The sequence below is a fragment of the Xanthomonas nasturtii genome, assembly GCF_023337365.3.
GTDB lineage: Bacteria > Pseudomonadota > Gammaproteobacteria > Xanthomonadales > Xanthomonadaceae > Xanthomonas > Xanthomonas nasturtii.
In genome coordinates, this window is the sequence record NZ_CP142084.2 from 341,195 (window position 1) to 357,483 (window position 16,289).

A 16,289-nucleotide genomic window follows, 5' to 3' on the forward strand; every position below is an offset into this window, starting at 1 on the left:
TTACGTCAAGCAGATGCACTACAGGTCGCCGGTGCAGTGGTAGGCGGGCGAGGGCCCTGCCGCCAACGCGTGCGCTAAAGCTCTGTAATTGATTTACTGCACTGTCCGACACTTCAAAGTAATCGGGATGCGAGTCGTAGCATCTTCTAGATGCAGGCAAAATTAGATGCAGTCAAAAGCCCGATTGGTCGAGGGCGCGGTGCCCTCACCGCTCGCGGGACACGCCGTTAACCCGTCCATGGGGGCTCGTTGGCGGCATCCATGCCGCCAACGGTCCCGCAATCGGCGAGGACACAGCACCAGACAGTTTGCTGGTGGTTTGTTGAAGAGCAAAGACACCGCGTCGCCAGTTAGCTAATCGCTTGTTGAAGACTGTGCGCACCGACCAACTTACTGGTCCTTGCCCGCTCACCGTCGCGGGACCTTGAGCGGCACGGATGCCGCGCCAGAGCCTCCGGGGACGGATTCACGGCGTGTCCTGCGATGGTGGACGGGCAAGGGCCTTGCAGCACACGCAAAGACGTCGAGTGCGCGATGCCTCACCGCTCGCGGGACGCACTGGGAACTCATCCATGGGGCTCGAGGGTGGCGTCCATGCCGCCAACGGGCCCGCGACTCGGTGAGGGCGCCGCGCCAGAATGTTTCGCGCGACTTCGTTGAAGAACGGAATCGCCGCACCAGGGAGTTTGCTGGTGGCTCTGTTGAAGAACGACGACATCGCGTCGCGGTGTCGTCAGACCGGCTGCGTCAGGCCGATCTCAACATCCACACTTCAACCGGCTTCGCGCATGCGGGCGGTCAGGCCCTTGAGGAAGGCGCGCAGCAGCTGGTCGCCGCAGGGACGGAAATTCTTGTGCCCGGGCTGGCGGAACAGTGCGGAGAGTTCCGGCTTGGACAGGGGGAAGCCGGCGCTGGCGAAGATGGCGTGCATGTCGACGTCCTTCAATTCGAAAGCCACGCGCAGCTTCTTCAACACCAGGTTGTTGCCGACGCGCGTTTCCAGCGGGCGTGCCGGCTGGGTCTCGTCGCGGCCGCGGAAGCGCAGCACCAGGCCGTCGAGAAAACGCGCCAGCATCGCATCGGTGCAGGGCTCGAAACCGGGCTCGTCTTCCTTCTTCAGCCAGGCCTGTACCTGCGGCTTGTCGAGCGCGAACTCGGGGTCGGCCAGGTGGGCGATGTCCACCACCTTGTCGTCGCTGAGGTCGAGCATGTAGCGGATGCTACGCAGTACATCGTTGTGGATCATGACCGTTCCGGTGCCCCGGCCTGTCGCCGGAAAGGCGTCATTCTACGGGGCCGATGCGCAACGCGGCATATGCCGACCCTGTCCGTTGCGGACCTGAAGTCGCTCAGCTGCCGCGATAAGTGGAATACCCGTACGGCGAGAGCAGCAGCGGCACGTGGTAGTGGCCGTCGTTGGCGATGCCGAAAGCGATGGGCACCTGCTCCAGGAACGGCGGGTCGGTCAGGGCGACGCCGGCTGTGCGCCAATAGCCGGCGACCTCGAACTCCAGCCGATAGCGGCCGGGCGGCAGCGTGAGTGCGGCCAGTTCCGGGCAGCGCCCGTCCTGGTTGGTGACACCGTCGAAGTGCAAGCTGTCGCCTGCGAACAGGCGCAGCGGCACGCCGGAAGCGGGGCGGCCGCTGGCGGTGTCCAGCACATGCGTGGACAGCGTGCTCATGCCACCGCCTGGGTGGGTTGCGGCCATTGGCCGACGAACTCGGGTTGGTCGTAGGCCAGATAGGTCTCGACGATGGCCTGGCGGTCGTCCAGAAACAGCTGGTCGGCGACCGCGCGGGCCAGCCGTGGCAGGGCGACCTTGAGCCCGGACAACGCCGCAGCCGAGGGGCCGTGGTTGATCAGCGCCGAGTAGTTGAAGGCGAACAGCCCATGCAGCAGCGCTGCGTCGCCGGGCGTGCGTGGCAGCAGTTCGAAACCCGGCCCCAGGTAGGGGTGCGCGTCCAGCACCGGGTTGGCCTGGCCTGGCGGTGGTTGGTAGCGGTCGCTCCAGCAGGCGATACGCCCGGACAATGCGGCCAGCTCGGGGCGCAGCTGCGGGTCGGTGACCAGGCCAGTGGCCACCGCCAGAAAATCGAAGCGGTGTTCGCCCTGCGGCGTGCGCACCACAATTTCGCCATCGCGCTCGGCCACCTCCAGCCACGGCGCGCCCAGATGCAGGGCGAAGCCGGCGTGCGCGCAGGCACGTTGGAAGGTGTCGTTGGTGGGCGGTTGGTTGTGCGCGAAGAAGCTCGCCATCATGCGGTACTTGTCCGCATCTGGGAGGGTGAGAAAGCGCGGAATGATGCCGGCCTGTTCCATGTGGCGGAACGGGTTGATGCGCGGTAATTCGCTGCGGCGCACGAACACTTCCGCGCTGGCGACGCCTTGTTCCAGCGCAAAACAGGCATTGTCGAAGGCCGAGGCACCGCCGCCCAGGATGCCCACGCGCTTGCCTGCCAGTGCGGCGAAATCGATGTGGCTGGAGCTGTGCGCGTAGCGCTGTGCGGGCAGGGCGCGGCTGATCCAGTCGGGCACCACCCACTGGCCGCCGCCCTGGATGCCGGTGGCCAGGATCAGTTTGCGCGTCAGCAGCGGTGCGCCCATCGCCAGATGCAGGCGATGGATGCCCGGCGCCACCTCCGGCTCAACGCGCACCAGCTGGGTGGCGTTGCGCACCGGCAAGCGCAGCGCTGCGCGATACCAGCGCAGATAGTCCATCCAGCAGCCGCGCGGAATCTTGTCCAGCGCGTCCCATGCGGCGCTGCCGTGCTGGGCTTCCCACCAGGCGCGGAAGGTGAGCGATGGCACGCCCAGGTCGATCGAGGTGATGTGCTTGGGCGTGCGCAAGGTCTGCATGCGCGCATAGGTCACCCACGGGCCTTCCTGCCCTGCCGGGTTTTCGTCGATGACCAGCACGTTGTGCACGCGCTCGCGTTGCAGCGCGAACGCTGCACCCAGCCCGCTCTGGCCGGCGCCGACAATCACCACATCAAAGACCTGCCCGGCCGGATGTACGCGCGGTTGTACCCAGGCATCGCCGCCATGGGCCAGGCATTGCAGGTCGCGGGCGAGCGCGCGTTCGAGTTGGGCCAGGCTCATGGCAGTGCCTCCAGGCGCAGGTGAACGATCTTGCCGATTTCGGCGATGGCGGTGGCGATCTCTGCGTTGCGCGATGCGTCCAGCCGCCGCTCCAGTGCGGCCAGAATGCCGGCCTTGTCGTGCAGCCGCACGCAGATCACGAACGGAAATCCGAAACGGTGGCGATAGGCCTGATTGAGCGCGTGGAAGCGCTTGAATTCGTCTTCGCTGAGCCGGTCCAGCCCGGCCGAGGCCTGCTCTGCGGCCGATGCGGCCGTGAGCGTGCGGTCGATGGCCGCCTTGCCGGCCAGCTCGGGGTGCGCACGGATGAGTGCGACCTGATCGTCCGGCGATGCGTCTTGGACAACCTGCATCAGGCCGCGATGCACATCCTCGAACGGCCGCCGCCGCACTGCACGCTCCACCACCCACGGCGAGTGCTCGAACAGCTCCCGGTAGCGCGCCACGAAGGCGGCATCGTCCAGCATGCGGTCGTCGCCCACGCTCATGCGTGCGTGCCTTGTAGCGAGACATGTGCGGCCACCACTTTCCAGCCGTCGGCAAAGCGCGCCCAGCTCTGGCTTTGCCGCCCACGCGCGCTGCTGCCTTCACGGATGAATTCTGCATGCGTGGTGGCGAAGTCGCGGCCGAAGCCATGGACGTCCACATGCGCAAGCTGGCGTTGCGGCGAGCCACCGCGGCCGATGCGAAATGCGCGAATCGCCTCGATGCCGTACAACACCTCGCCCACGCCGTAACGCACGGTGCTGGGCGCTGCATGAAACAGCGCGTCCATCGCGGCGATGTCGTTGCGCATCAGCGCTGCTTCGTAGGCATGGAAGGCGGCAGTCACTTGCGCGATCACCTCGGGCAGGTCGATATCGGAAGCTGCAATGCTCATGCCGGGTGCACCTGCAGCCAATGGCGCGCAATATCGATGCGGCGCGCAATCCAGGCATCGCCACTGGCCAGCACATGGTCGACAAAACGCGCCAGGGCTGCCGCGCGCGCCGGCTTGCCGACGATGCGCCCGTGCAGGCCAACTGACAGCATGCGCCCGCCTTCGCTGCGCAATTGTTCGAAGCTGTCGCACAGATAGCGGAAGAACGGTTCGCCATCGGCAAAGCCATTGTAGGCGACGAATTTCATGTCGTTGGCATCCAGCGTGTAAGGCACGATCAACTGCGCGCGGCCGTGGCGGTTGTCGTAGTACGGCACATCGTCTGCATAGCTGTCGGCGTCGTAGATGAAGCCGCCTTCTTCGGCAACCAGGCGCGCGGTGTTGGGGCTGGTGCGGCCCTGGTACCAGCCCAGCGGGCGGCTGCCGGTGACGCGCGTATGCACGGCGATGGCCTGGGCGATGTGCGCACGCTCGGTGGCTTCATCCACCTGTTGATAGTCGATCCAGCGCAGGCCATGGCTGGCGATTTCCCAGCTGGCCGCCTGCATCGCGGCGACCGCGTCGGGATTGGCTGCCAACGCCTGCGCCACACCGAACACCGTCACCGGTACGTTGCGCGTGGTGAACAGCCGGTGCAGCCGCCAGAAACCGGCGCGGCTGCCGTATTCGTACAGGCTTTCCATCGCCATGGCGCGTGCGCCGGGTTGCGCTTGCGCACCGACCATTTCCGACAGAAACGCCTCGGAACCGGCATCGCCGTTGAGCACGCAGTTTTCCGCGCCTTCTTCGTAATTGATGACGAATTGCACCGCGATGCGCGCGCCGCCCGGCCACTGCACCGCAGGCGGCGTGGCGCCATAGCCGACCAGGTCGCGCGCCGCGTTCATGCCTGCGGGCCCGCGTGCCAGGCGGCCAGTGCCGCTTCCACCGCCAGGCCTTGTGTGCAGGCATAGCCTTCGGCGCGCAGCACCGCTTCCAGCGCGGCCAGGGTGATCAGCACCTTGTGCTTCATCGCGTTGTAGCCCATCGCGCCGATGCGCCAGATCCTGCCCTGTAGTGGCCCGAACGCCGTACCGATCTCGATCTCGAAATCTTCGCGCATGCGGCGGCGCACCGCATCGCTGTCGATGCCGGGCGGAATCACCACGCCGGTGACGTTGGTCATGCGGTGCGCATCGTCGCCGAACACCTCCAGCCCCAGTGCGCGGATGCCGGAACTCACTGCGCGCCCTGCCGCTGCGTGGCGTGCGAAGCGGGCGTCCAGGCCTTCCTGCAGGGCAACGCGTGCGCATTCGCGCGCGCCGTACAGCATGGTGGTGGCTTCGGTATGGTGGTTGAGGCGCTTGTCCGACCAGTAATCCATGATCATCGCCAGATCGAAATAATTGGAGGCGATACGCGGGCCGCTGCCGTTGAGGATGTCGGCGCGCACGATGCCGCGTTCGACATGGCGGCGCGCGAAGATCGCCTCGGCCGCACGCTCGGACACGGTGATCGGGGCCGAGCCGGACGGCCCGCCCAGACACTTCTGCAAGCCGCCGGTGACCACGTCCATCTCCCAGCGGTCGCTGGCGATGGGCATGCCGCCGATGGTGGCGGTGGCGTCCACATAACTCAGTGCGCCGGCCGCGCGGCAGAGTGCGCCGACGCCGTCGAGCGGCTGCGCCATGGTGGTGGATGTGTCGCCGTGCACGGTAGCCACCAGTTTTGGCGCCACGCGTTCGATCGCCTCGGCAATGGCGCTCAGTGGCAGCACTTCGCCCCACGGCGCCTCCACGGTGTGCACCTCGGCGCCGAGCCGGCCCAGGATTTCGGTGAGCAACAAGCCGAAGCGGCCGAAGTTGAGCACCAGCACGCGCTCGCCCGGGCTCACCAGCGAGACCAGCGCCGCTTCGATACCGGCACGCGCGGTGCCATCGACCAGAAACGTCCAGCGGTTTTCGGTGCCGAACAACGGCCGATAAAGTGCCATCACCTCGTTCATGTAGGTGGTCATTTCCGGGTCGAACTGGCCCAGCAGATCGGCCGCCATCGCGCGCAGCACGCGCGGATGCGCATTGACCGGGCCCGGGCCCATCAACAGGCGCTGCGGGGGATCGAGTTCGCCGAAGGTATGCAGGTGGCGCAAATCAGGTGACAAGGGAATCTCCCAGGTGTTCGATGAAGTGGCGCATGACCGCCAGTGCGAGCTCGGCATCGTCCGGGTCGACATGTTCGTCCGGATGATGGCTGATGCCGCTGGCGCAGCGCACGAACAGCATCGCGGTGGGGCACAGCGATGCCATCACCATGGCGTCGTGGCCGGCACCGGAGACCAGTTGCCGCGGTGCGACGCCCTGCGCGGCAACTGCATGTTCCAGGCGCGTGATCAGGGCCGGGGCGCAGGGGCAGGCGGCCAGTGTCTGTAGCGGCTCGATGGCGATGGCGATACCGCGCTGCGTGCCGATCTGCGCGAGCGCGTGTTCGATTTCGCGCACGGCCGCATCGCGGGTTGCATCGCTGCCGGCGCGCACATCCAGCGTGCAGTCCACACGGCCTGGCACCACGTTGGTGGCGCCCGGTGCGACCTGCAGTTTGCCGACGGTGGCGACCAGGTCGCTGCTGAGCGCGCGCGCGATGCGTTCGATGGCCAGCAGCGCCTCGGCGGCGGCGCTCAATGCGTCGCGGCGCAGCGTCATGGTGGTGGTGCCGGCGTGCCCGGCACGGCCGTCGAAGCGCAGCGCAAAGCGGCGCTGCGCGGCAATCGCGCTGACGATGCCAACGGGCAGGCCTTCGGCTTCCAGTACCGGGCCTTGTTCGATATGGGTTTCCAGATACGCCAGCACGCTGCCCGGGGCGCGTGCGGCGTGCTGGATCTGCGCGATATCCAGGTCCCAGTTCGCCAACGCGGCTGCGACATCGATGCCTGCTGCATCGGTGACGTGCAGCGTGGCGGGGTCGAGCGCGCCGGCGACTGCGCGGCTGCAGAACATCGAGGCAGGAAAGCGCGAGCCTTCTTCGTCGCCGAAGGCGATGACCTCGATAGGGAACGGCAGGCGTCGTCCCTGTGCATGTAAAGCTGCCACGCATTCGATGCCCAGCAGGATGCCGAGCGGGCCATCGTAGCGGCCGGCATCGCGCACGCTGTCCAGGTGGCTGCCGATCAGCAGTGCGGGCGCATCTGGCTGCGTACCGGCGTAGTGGCCGACCAGGCTGCCGAGCGGATCGATCCGCACCTGCATGCCGGCCGCTGCCATCCAGGTGCTGACCTGTTGCACCGTGGCGCGATGGGCAGGGCTGAGCCAACCGCGGAACAACCCGGTGTCGCTGTCGCTATAAGGCGCAACGCCCAGGGCGTCGCAGCGTGCTACTGCCCGCGCACCGCCGGGAGCGGTGGGGTTGGCGGTAGCTTGGCGGAAGGGCGGGGCAGCGGGCATCGACAGGACCAAGGCGGCCCGCGGAGCCTTCGGCAGCAGTCCGGGAGCAGGCGGGAGAGGTGACGCTTCGACTATAGGGAGCCAGCCCTGTCGCCATCAAAGAATTTTTTCGCGGGTTTGCGCTGCAAAAAATGCAACGCAGTGCAATGCTGGCGCCTGCCGACTGCGTTGGAGGCGCCGGCGGATCGCTGCCGGCGACGCCCCCCATTGGCCGGTGTCAGAACGACACGTTCCAGCTGGCGTACACGCCGCGACCATCGGCTGGGGTGAAGCCGGAGATGCCGCTGTCGAAAAAGCCATACACGTACAGCTTGTCGGTGACGTTCTTGAGTTGCAGCGAGACCTCGTTACGCGGGTTCACCTGCCAGGTGGCGCTGACATTTGCGATGACATAGCCGCCGTACCGCCCCAGCGTGTTGGCGCGGTCGATGTAGTAGTCGCCCTGCCCGTTGCCCCACAGGCTGAACTTGAGATGGTCGCTGGCCTGGTAGTCCACGCCGCCTGTGAGCAGCCAGTTGGGCACGTTTTCCACCTCTTTGCCGCGCGTGTCCGGTGCGCTGGGGTCGGCTACCACGATCTGTGCCTTCTGCCGCGAGTAGGCCAGCCATGCGCGCCAGTGTTCGCTCGGCTGCAGGTTGAGTTGTGCGTCCCAGCCGCGGCGCAGGGTGCGGCCGACATTGCTGACCTCATCCACCGCCACCGCGCCGTTGACGCCGATCACGCGCGCCACCTCGCCCGACGCGCGCTGTTCCCAGTAGGCCAGGCGCGCATCGGCCCAGGACCAGGGCTGGAATTTCAGGCCGCTCTCCCAGCCGTCATTGATCGAAGGCCGCAGATTGCGTGCCTGGGTGCGGTAGGCGCCGTTGCCGCCGCCGATCTGCCAGGTGCGGCCCCAGTTGGCGTACGCGGTGGCGCGATCGCTCAGGCTGTAGGCGGCGCTGAACTTGGGTTGCAGGATGCTGCCGAAATCGTAGGTCGAAAACCGCGCGCCGCTGAGCGCATCCAGAAAGCTGCCGCGCACCTGGTCGATGCGATACGCCGGCACCAGCTTCAGCCGCTCGGTCGGGCGCATCACCACCTGCACATAGGCGCCGCGCGTATCCAGGCTGTAATCCCAATCGCGCAATGGGCGCACACGCTCGCGTTCGACGGTGCGATAGCGTTGCGACACGTTGTCTTGCCACTGCGCATCCACGCCGGCTTCCAGCGCGAATTCGCTGAAGCCCACCAGCTCCGGCCGCCAGGTGGTGCTGGCGATCACGCCGTGGTGGGTTTCGTTGGTCACGCGCTCCTGCTGCGGGTTGCGTTCGACAAAGCGCACGAAGCGCTCGTTCTGGTAGCGGTTGACGTAGGTCTTGGCGGTCCAGCTCCAGTCCTCGCGCAGCGTGCCGTCGGCATGCAGCACGGTCTGGATCAGCTGACGCTCGCTCTGATCGGTATTGGAAAATGCCGGCGAGCTGCGCGGCGCCTGCTGCGCCTGCTGGAAGGTGAGAAAGCCGGCCTCCTGCGCGGTGGCGTGATAGAAGCGCGTACTCAGTCCCGCGCGCCAGCGGGCGTCCGGGTCGGTGTACAGCCACTTGGCGGCGAAGTTGCGCTTGATCGCCAGCGCATGGTCGCGATAGCCCTCCGAACTGCGCCAGCCGACAAAATAATTCTGGCTCCAGCCGCCTTGCTCGAAACCTTTGGCTGCCTGCACGTCGTAGGTGCCGAAGCTGCCGGCGGTGAGGCTGAGCGTGCCGTCGTTGCCACCGCTGCGGGTGACCACATTGACGTCGCCGGCAATTGCGTTGAGCCCGTAGCGCGGGTCGTTGGTGCCGCGCACGATTTCGATCGCTTCGATGTCCAGCGGCGAAATCATGTCCATATACGGCATGCCGCCGAGATTGTCGTTGCCGGGCACCCCGTCGATCAGCAGCTTGACCGCGTTGACGCGGCCTTCGGCATTGAAGCCGCGGAACGAAAACCGCCCGGCTTCGGTGCCGACCTTGAACTGGGTGACCTGCACGCCGGGTGCGCGCGCGAACAGCTCCCAGCTGAAATCCACCTTCTGGTTTTGCAGCAGGTCGGCGCCCAGCACGTCCACCGACGAGAACACGCTGTGCGCGGCGAGCGTGCCATTGGAGACGGCCGTGGCCTGCACCTTGCCCAGGGTGAGAACCGAATCGTCGCTGGGGGCGTCGGCGGCGGATGCGGTCTGCACGCAGACGAGGGCGACCGCCAACGCGGCGGTGAGACGGTGAAGCGTGTGCATGACGAAACTCCGTGCGGCCTTGTGCAGGCCGCGACAGTAAAAAGCGTGAGCGCGTGGCGTGCTGCCGCGGCGGCCAGGGCTGGCCGGGCGTGGTCAGTGCCCGCGAAGACTGGCGCGATGCAGGTGATCGAGCGCTGATGCGAAGCGGTTAGCCAATGGCCGCCAGCGGTGGCCCGCGTGGCGGATGCGCTTCGCGTTGGCTGCTGGCTGACAGGCCCGCTAGCGCTGGCCGGCCGCGCACACTGGAGCGCATTGCGGGCAGCAGGATGAGCGCTGCCACCAGCAGCACGAGCAGCACGCGCTCGGCGGGCTGACACGCCTCGCAAGTGGACGCGGTTCCCTCATCTGCAGGCGCGGAGTGGTCGCTGCCGCGTTCCGTCGATGCGTCGCCACCTGCATTGGCGCTGTGTGCGAACGGCAGGCCGGCGGCTGCACCGCTTGGCTGCACACGTGCACTTACTGGTGCGGTGGTCGCAAGCTCGGGCGCTTGATTGTGCCGCTGCGAGCGCGACAGGTGACTCAATACCTGCGACAACACCAACAGCAACGCCGCCAGGATGGCGAGGCTGCGCAGCAGGCGGGCGGAGCGGGTACGTATCATCGTTACACTATAACAAGTGTGATGCACGTTCGCTCTGGATCGTTGCGCCGCTGGGCAGCTACCTGGGCGCAAGCATCGGCTGGCGCGGGGTGTTCTGGGGCATGCTGCCGCTGGTTGTGCTGACCATTGCCTGGCAGTGGCGCAGCCTGCCGTCGATGCCGGCACAGAACGCCGGCCAGCGCAGCAGCATCGTCAGCCTGTTGAAGCGCCGCTACGTTGCGCGCGCGATGCTGGCGATTCGGTGGCCGAGTAATAGGCACTGAAGGGCGCCGGGATGAATCCCAGCGCCGAACCGACAGTGAGAATGCGTCCGCCGCCTTATGGCTCTGCCACGGCGGTAATGGGCCGGCACGACCAGCGGGCGTTTCATCAGTGCTGAGGGCACACAGCCGGGCCGCATGGACGACGCCAACCCCGGGACCGAAACCACCCAGGCACCCCGCCTGTTCCAGGCGATCCGCGGCAACGGCGGCACCGCACGGCTGGTGCTGCTGCCGTTCGAGCCGCACTGGTACACCGCCCGCGAATCCAACGAAGACGTGGTGGCCGAGATGCTGGAGTGGTTCGACCGCTACGTGAAAAACGCGCCGCCGCGCGATGCGGGCAACAAGCCCAAGCAGTAAGTCCTGTGCTGATGCCGCGTCTTGGTGAAACGGGCGTTGGCATCAGCGCAGAGTGGGAGCGTTCTTTGCAGGCAGATGCTGTCGGGTAAAGCGCACTCCGGCCCCGTCTGGGGAGTGGCGGCATTGGCGGCCACATCGCTATGCACGCATCACGCAAACAGGCTATGCACGTATCGGCATCCTGCTGGCCATCGGAGTTGCGCACGGTGCGATCGGAGGCCAGGTTCAGCCTCCGCTGTGCCAGCGCGTTGACCAGTGTGAGATGACGCGCACCTCACACCAGGGCGGAGCTTGCCGGGCTCAATCAGCCGACAACGATCCCAGGGTGAAGCCGGAAACAGCATTGACCTTGCCACGCCACAGCACGCCACGGTTGCTGGGCAGCGGCTGGCCGCCGGGTGAGAAGCAACGCGCATCGATCAGGTGGATGAACTGCGGAGGCGTGCTGCTTTGCTGCGCATCGTCCTCGGTGTCGTAGATGCTGGCGTGGCTGGCAAATGCGCGACGGATATCTTCTTTTTCTTCGGCGTCGCCGGGGCATGCAGCAGAAAATTCCTGCGCAAACGCCTCGAAATACTGTTTGCCGCTGACCAGCTGGCCAGAAATGACGATGCCTTCGACAAACAGCGTGATGCCGAACTGCGCATTCGAAAAGTTGGCAATGCCGACCAGCTTCTGGAGATACCAGTCCACGCTCTGGCCATCGAACGCCAGCTTGACGTCTTCCAGGCTTGGTTGATGTTGCTCTTGCTCTGTCATGTTGCTCTCCCTGAGTGGATCCAACGACGCGTCAGAAGTAACGCTAATGCGGATGTCCCGCATGGCGTGCGCAAGCATGGCATATGCCGTGCCGAAGTTGCCGCGGTTGGGTTCGCTAGGACCTTTCCGAAAGACGGTCTTGCGATGTGTGAACGCTTTTACCCTGATGCGCGCGCCATCGCTCGGGCGGGCTGAGGCGTTGCTGCAGTCGCGAAAGAACCGCGGTGATCACCAAGCCGAAACCGCACCATCCGAGCGCGGATCGCTTGCCCCACTGAGTACGCCATCCGCCTCGCGTACCAATGCACCGGCATGGCCCATCACCGAGGTGTAAGCGGGCAGCACTTCCACCGCATGCCCGGCGTGGCGTAGTGCTTGCACCACTGCCGGATCGAAGCGGTCTTCCAGCTTCAACGAGGTGCTGTCTTCGCCCCAGGTGCGGCCGAGCAGCCAGCGCGGTGCGGTGATCGCCTGTTGCAGCGGCATGCCGAAGCGGGCGTAGCGGGAGAACAGGGCGGCCTGGGTCTGTGGTTGGCCTTCGCCGCCCATGGTGCCGTAGGCCATGACGCGGCCGTCGTCGAAGGTGGCCAGTGCGGGGTTGAGGGTGTGGAAGGGTTTGCGCCCGGGGGCGAGTGCGTTCCAGCCGTCGGCGGCAAGGCGGAAGCTGCAGCCGCGGTTTTGCCAGGTGATGCCGGTGCGCGGCAGCACCAGGCCGGAGCCGAATTCGAAATAGGTCGACTGGATGCAGCTGACTGCGCGCCCGTGCGCGTCGATGGCGCCGAACCACACGGTGTCGCCGGCTTGCGAGGGCTGCGGCCAGGGCAGTGCAGTGGTCATGTCGATGCGCGCGGCGAGCGCATCGAGTGCGTCGCTATCGTCGAGCAGGGCTTGTGCGTTCAGTGTCATCCAGGCCGGGTCGCCGACCTGCGCGTCGCGGATCAGGAAGGCCTGTTTGGTTGCTTCGATCAGGCCGTGCAAGTGCGCGTAGCTGTCGGGGTGTTCGGCATGCAGGCGGTCGAACAAGGCAAGGATCAGCAGCGAGGCCAGCCCTTGCGTGGGCGGTGCGTGGTTATAAAGCCGCGCGCCGTGAATGGCGACCGAGAGCGGCACGCTGGCGTCGGCGGTGTGTGCGGCCAGGTCGTCTGCATGCAGCGGGCTGCCGAGCGCCTGCAGGTCGGCGGCGATGTCGTCGGCGAGGGCGCCGCGATAGAAACTCTCCAGGCCGTGGTCGGCCAACCGCTGCAGGGTGTGTGCGAGCTGCGGTTGCTGCAGCAGCGCGCCTTCGTGCAGGGGCGCGCCGTGGTGTTCGAAGATGCTGGCGTAGGCGCCGGGTTGCACGCGCAGTTCGGCGCTCTTGCTGGCAGCGATCCGGGCACCGCCCAAGGTCACCGGCACGCCGTCGCTGGCGTGGTGGATGGCCTCTTGCAACAGGCGTTGCAGCGGCAAGGTGCCGCCCGCGTGGTGCAGGGCCAGCGCCCAGCCGGAGACGGTGCCGGCCACGGTATTGGCCGCGCCGGGGCCGCGCCACGGGATGCTGCCGTGGCCCCGATAGAAATCCAGCGTTGCCGCCTGTGCAGCGCGGCCGCAGGCATCGATGGCGTGCACGCGGCCATCGGGTTCGTGGATGAGCCAGAAGCCATCGCCGCCGATGCCGGTCATGTGCGGGTACACCACCGCCAGGCAGGCGGCGGTGGCCACGGCGGCTTCGATGGCATTGCCGCCGTCGCGCAACACATCGCGCCCGGCCTGCGCCGCGAGGTGATGCGGGGCCACCACCATGCCGCGGCGCGCGCGCAGGGTCTGCAGCATCAGCGTGTCTCCGGCGGCGGGCTGAAGGCGAGCAGGCCGTCGCGTTCGAGTTGCGCGGCGAGCGTAAACAGGCGGTCTTCGCGGCCGGGCGCGGCAATCAGCTGCACGCCGAGCGGCAGCCGCCCGGGACGCGGCAACGGTGCGGCCAGCACCGGGCAGGCGGCCAGCCCCAGCGGTTGGGTGAAGATGCCCAGATTGGCGCGTGCCGAGACCGGCAGGCCGTCGATCTGGATGGTGTCCTGGTCGATACGCGGTGCCACGCACGGGGTGGCCGGCGCGATGAGCACATCCACATCGTCCCATAGCGCGTGCATGGCGCCGGCAAACCAGCGGGCGAAGCGGTGTGCGTCGGCCACGGCGCTGGCGGGCAGCTGCAGGCCGGCGAGCAGGCGGTCGCGCGTGGCGGGGTCGAACTGCGCGGCGTGCGTGGCCAGTGCGTTGCGGTGCCGATGTCCGCCTTCGGCAGCGGTGAGGACGAAGGCGGCTGCGCGCGCGCACTCGGCCTCCGGCAGTTCGATCGAGGCAGTGCTGTTGCAGGCGGCCAGCACTGCCGCCAGCCCGGCATCGAGGTCTGGATCCAGGTTGCGTTGAAACCAGCCGCCCAGGCGTGCGATGCGCAACTTGCCGGGAGTGGCCGAGGGCAGCGCGTGTGCGCGCATCACCTCATAAACAACGCGCAGATCGGCCACCGAGGTTGCGAACGGGCCGACCACATCCAATGCATCCACAAACGGAAACACGCCATCCAGCGGCAACGCGCCATGCGTCGGGCGCAGGCCGTAGACACCGCAGAGCGCGGCCGGCACGCGGATGGAGCCATTGGTGTCCGAGCCGAGCGCGAACGGCACCAGCCCGGCGGCCACTGCCGCGGCCGAGCCGCCCGACGAGCCGCCGGCCAGATGCTGGTGGTCATGCGGGTTGGCGGTGGTGCCGTAGTGCGCGTTGACGGTGGCAAAGCCGTAGGCGAATTCGTCCATGTTGGCAGTGCCGACCAGCACCGCGCCGGCATCGCTGAGCCGTTGCACCACGGCCGCATCGCGCGCAGCAAGCGGGCAGTGGGCACGAACCGCAGCACCGGCGGTGGTGACCTGCCCGGCGACGTCGAACAGATCCTTGACCACGAACGGCACGCCAGCCAATGCGCCGCCGTCGCTGCCACCGGCCAGCGCGGCCTGCACGCGCGCGGCATCGGCGGCGGCGCGCGCCGGCAGCAGGCGGGTGATGGCGCCCAGGCTGTCGTTGGCCTGGTTGATGCGCGTCAGCGTCAGGGTGGCCAGCCGCGCGGCCAGCGTGGGCTGGCGGCGCGTGCTGCTGACGATGGACGCGATCTGGCCGCGTGGGCCGCTGCCGTCACGCGCCGCCGCGGGGGGCGGGTTGAAGGTGGCCAGCAGCTGGGCATGGCCTCGCAGCACTTCGGTATTGCGATCGACGCCGGCCTGCCACTGCGCTGGGAGTTGCATGGGTCACCTTGGGTTGCTGGAGCTGCGGGTGTTCGGGTGCGGGCAGGTGGTGTGATTCACGCCCCTCTCCAGCGGGAGAGGGATTGGGGTGAGGGTGCCCCGCGCGTTGGTGGTGTGTCAGTTGCTCATTTAGCTGGCTCGTTTTCATACTCGACTGGCATCCCATCTTTCTGGGCTGGCGTACCCTCATCCGCCCTTCGGGCACCTTCTCCCGGTGGGAGAAGGGGGAGCGGCAACCCGACTGCCGGCGGCTGCGGCGCAGTGAGGCGGTCGATCAATAACTGCTCGAATGCCTGCATATCCACCGCACGCACCACCGTCTGCGCCTGTTCGCCCAGCCCGGGCTGGTACCCCGGCGCCCACGACAAACTATCGCCATACCCGGCATCGAAAGCGGTGTTGGTGTCGACGTAGAGCGTTTCGGTGTGCGTCGCCAACGCCGGGCGCAGCCATACGGCCGTGGCCAGTTCGTCCCACATCGGAAAGCCCGGCTCGCGGCGGCGCAGTGCGTGGCCAATGGTGGTGTCGGCCGCACTCATGCGCGCCAGCAACCCAGGCGTGAGCTCGGTGGCGGTGGAGGGGTCCACCGGCACCATGGTGATCTGGCGCCACGGTGCGCGCATGACGATGCTGGCCGCTTCCGGGTCCCAGCGCAGATTGAATTCGCGCCGCGGCGAGTTGACGAATTCGCGCGCGAATTGCCGAGCGCTCAGGCTGTCGCGCTGCTGCCGCGGGTTGAGGCTGCCGCCCATGTAGACCAGCTCGCGCGCCAGGGTGGCGAAGGCCGGGTCCAGCGAGTGCGCCAGCGCCAGATTGGTCAACGGGCCGGTGGCAATGATGCTCACCTCGCCCGGGTATTGGCGCACCATGCGCAGCATGAACAACGCGGCCGGCTCGTCGGAGGCGCGCACCACGCTGGGATTGCCCAGTGCCAGATCCGGCACCACATCGTGCGCGTGATAGCGCGGCGCGCTTTGCACGGTGTCGCCCTCCACCCAATGCTTGGTCCACGCACCTTTCCAGACCAGCTTGCCGTACAGCGCTTCCCAGCGTTCGGTGGCCAGCTCGCTGTTGAGCAGCGGATGCACCGGGCCGGGCAGCACCGGAATCTGCGGATGGCCGGCCAGCTCCAGCAGGCGGCAGGTGTGCGCCAGCACTTCGTCGCGCCAGATGTTGCCGCTCACCGCGCTGATGCCCAGCACCTCGACGTCGGGCGATTGCAACAGCAGCAGCTGCGCAGGCGTGAAGCCGTCGATATCGTCTTCAAGAATGACGCGGCGTTTGGAAGGGGCGGTATGTGGTGAAGTCATTGCGCGTTGGTCGTAAGGGTTGAGTGCATTGCAGCGGAGAGGAGCGGGACGTTGCCTGTGCAGGAGCGCGCTTGCGCGCG

14 protein-coding genes and 2 pseudogenes are annotated in these 16,289 nt (G+C 67.2%); 2 read left to right on the plus strand and 14 right to left on the minus strand.

Annotated features, from left to right (window positions below; translation table 11 throughout):
* Positions 1-772: 772 nt before the first annotated feature.
* The 10 genes from M3O59_RS01440 to M3O59_RS01485 form a co-directional block, all read right to left on the minus strand.
* Positions 773-1,246, minus strand: a complete 474-nt coding sequence (locus tag M3O59_RS01440) for a YehS family protein (protein WP_064631752.1) — start codon at positions 1,244-1,246, stop codon at positions 773-775.
* Between the two features lie 103 nt (positions 1,247-1,349).
* On the minus strand, positions 1,350-1,709 hold the full coding sequence (gene uraH, locus M3O59_RS01445; RefSeq protein WP_116905119.1) for a hydroxyisourate hydrolase: 360 nt from the start codon (positions 1,707-1,709) through the stop codon (positions 1,350-1,352).
* Complete coding sequence (gene hpyO / locus M3O59_RS01450; RefSeq protein ID WP_116905118.1) at positions 1,679-3,100, minus strand: FAD-dependent urate hydroxylase HpyO; 1,422 nt, start codon at positions 3,098-3,100, stop codon at positions 1,679-1,681. The genes uraH and hpyO overlap by 31 nt, the downstream gene beginning before the upstream one ends.
* Positions 3,097-3,588 carry a 2-oxo-4-hydroxy-4-carboxy-5-ureidoimidazoline decarboxylase gene (gene uraD, locus M3O59_RS01455; RefSeq protein WP_116905117.1) on the minus strand — a complete coding sequence of 164 codons (492 nt, stop codon included), beginning with the start codon at positions 3,586-3,588 and terminating at the stop codon, positions 3,097-3,099. Before uraD ends, hpyO begins: the two co-directional genes overlap by 4 nt.
* Positions 3,585-3,980 carry an oxalurate catabolism protein HpxZ gene (gene hpxZ, locus M3O59_RS01460; protein ID WP_116905116.1) on the minus strand — a complete coding sequence of 132 codons (396 nt, stop codon included), beginning with the start codon at positions 3,978-3,980 and terminating at the stop codon, positions 3,585-3,587. Before hpxZ ends, uraD begins: the two co-directional genes overlap by 4 nt.
* Positions 3,977-4,867, minus strand: a complete 891-nt coding sequence (puuE, locus tag M3O59_RS01465) for an allantoinase PuuE (protein WP_116905115.1) — start codon at positions 4,865-4,867, stop codon at positions 3,977-3,979. The genes hpxZ and puuE overlap by 4 nt, the downstream gene beginning before the upstream one ends.
* Positions 4,864-6,120, minus strand: a complete 1,257-nt coding sequence (locus tag M3O59_RS01470; protein WP_116905114.1) for a pyridoxal-phosphate-dependent aminotransferase family protein — start codon at positions 6,118-6,120, stop codon at positions 4,864-4,866. Before M3O59_RS01470 ends, puuE begins: the two co-directional genes overlap by 4 nt.
* Positions 6,110-7,396: an allantoate amidohydrolase gene (locus tag M3O59_RS01475; RefSeq protein ID WP_116905113.1), complete on the minus strand. Its 1,287-nt coding sequence runs from the start codon at positions 7,394-7,396 to the stop codon at positions 6,110-6,112. Before M3O59_RS01475 ends, M3O59_RS01470 begins: the two co-directional genes overlap by 11 nt.
* 217 nt (positions 7,397-7,613) lie before the next feature.
* On the minus strand, positions 7,614-9,647 hold the full coding sequence (locus M3O59_RS01480) for a TonB-dependent receptor (RefSeq protein WP_064631766.1): 2,034 nt from the start codon (positions 9,645-9,647) through the stop codon (positions 7,614-7,616).
* Between the two features lie 148 nt (positions 9,648-9,795).
* Positions 9,796-10,248, minus strand: coding sequence for a hypothetical protein (locus M3O59_RS01485; RefSeq protein WP_249046855.1), 453 nt, complete (start codon positions 10,246-10,248; stop codon positions 9,796-9,798).
* Between the two features lie 44 nt (positions 10,249-10,292).
* Here M3O59_RS01485 and M3O59_RS01490 point away from each other — a divergent pair.
* Positions 10,293-10,487 (plus strand): annotated as a pseudogene (locus M3O59_RS01490) (MFS transporter); the annotation flags it as partial.
* Positions 10,488-10,646: 159 nt separating this feature from the next.
* Positions 10,647-10,871, plus strand: a pseudogene (locus M3O59_RS01495) (alpha/beta hydrolase family protein); the annotation flags it as partial.
* 300 nt (positions 10,872-11,171) lie between these two features.
* On the opposite strand, the gene gvpU reads toward M3O59_RS01495, so the two are convergent.
* The 4 genes from gvpU to M3O59_RS01515 all read right to left on the minus strand — a co-directional run bounded on the left by gvpU (position 11,172) and on the right by M3O59_RS01515 (position 16,209).
* Complete coding sequence (gene gvpU, locus M3O59_RS01500; RefSeq protein WP_064631772.1) at positions 11,172-11,630, minus strand: gas vesicle accessory protein GvpU; 459 nt, start codon at positions 11,628-11,630, stop codon at positions 11,172-11,174.
* A 228-nt stretch (positions 11,631-11,858) separates the two neighbouring features.
* The gene (locus M3O59_RS01505) at positions 11,859-13,439 is read right to left on the minus strand and encodes a gamma-glutamyltransferase family protein (protein ID WP_249046602.1); all 1,581 of its coding nucleotides are present in this window, start codon (positions 13,437-13,439) and stop codon (positions 11,859-11,861) included.
* Positions 13,439-14,899 carry an AtzE family amidohydrolase gene (locus M3O59_RS01510; RefSeq protein WP_116905110.1) on the minus strand — a complete coding sequence of 487 codons (1,461 nt, stop codon included), beginning with the start codon at positions 14,897-14,899 and terminating at the stop codon, positions 13,439-13,441. The genes M3O59_RS01505 and M3O59_RS01510 overlap by 1 nt, the downstream gene beginning before the upstream one ends.
* Before the next feature lie 125 nt (positions 14,900-15,024).
* Positions 15,025-16,209 (minus strand): nucleoside hydrolase, encoded by a 1,185-nt coding sequence (locus tag M3O59_RS01515; protein ID WP_116905109.1) that lies wholly within the window; start codon positions 16,207-16,209, stop codon positions 15,025-15,027.
* Positions 16,210-16,289: the final 80 nt, after the last annotated feature.

What these genes read in the sequence shown, in the direction of transcription:
- M3O59_RS01440 (WP_064631752.1), bottom strand. Translation starts at nt 1,246, where the DNA reads ATGATCCACAACGATGTACTGCGTAGCATCCGCTACATGCTCGACCTC.
- uraH (WP_116905119.1), bottom strand. Translation starts at nt 1,709, where the DNA reads ATGGCCGCAACCCACCCAGGCGGTGGCATGAGCACGCTGTCCACGCAT.
- hpyO (WP_116905118.1), bottom strand. Translation starts at nt 3,100, where the DNA reads ATGAGCCTGGCCCAACTCGAACGCGCGCTCGCCCGCGACCTGCAATGC.
- uraD (WP_116905117.1), bottom strand. Translation starts at nt 3,588, where the DNA reads ATGAGCGTGGGCGACGACCGCATGCTGGACGATGCCGCCTTCGTGGCG.
- hpxZ (WP_116905116.1), bottom strand. Translation starts at nt 3,980, where the DNA reads ATGAGCATTGCAGCTTCCGATATCGACCTGCCCGAGGTGATCGCGCAA.
- puuE (WP_116905115.1), bottom strand. Translation starts at nt 4,867, where the DNA reads ATGAACGCGGCGCGCGACCTGGTCGGCTATGGCGCCACGCCGCCTGCG.
- M3O59_RS01475 (WP_116905113.1), bottom strand. Translation starts at nt 7,396, where the DNA reads ATGCCCGCTGCCCCGCCCTTCCGCCAAGCTACCGCCAACCCCACCGCT.
- M3O59_RS01480 (WP_064631766.1), bottom strand. Translation starts at nt 9,647, where the DNA reads ATGCACACGCTTCACCGTCTCACCGCCGCGTTGGCGGTCGCCCTCGTC.
- M3O59_RS01485 (WP_249046855.1), bottom strand. Translation starts at nt 10,248, where the DNA reads ATGATACGTACCCGCTCCGCCCGCCTGCTGCGCAGCCTCGCCATCCTG.
- gvpU (WP_064631772.1), bottom strand. Translation starts at nt 11,630, where the DNA reads ATGACAGAGCAAGAGCAACATCAACCAAGCCTGGAAGACGTCAAGCTG.
- M3O59_RS01505 (WP_249046602.1), bottom strand. Translation starts at nt 13,439, where the DNA reads ATGCTGCAGACCCTGCGCGCGCGCCGCGGCATGGTGGTGGCCCCGCAT.
- M3O59_RS01510 (WP_116905110.1), bottom strand. Translation starts at nt 14,899, where the DNA reads ATGCAACTCCCAGCGCAGTGGCAGGCCGGCGTCGATCGCAATACCGAA.
- M3O59_RS01515 (WP_116905109.1), bottom strand. Translation starts at nt 16,209, where the DNA reads ATGACTTCACCACATACCGCCCCTTCCAAACGCCGCGTCATTCTTGAA.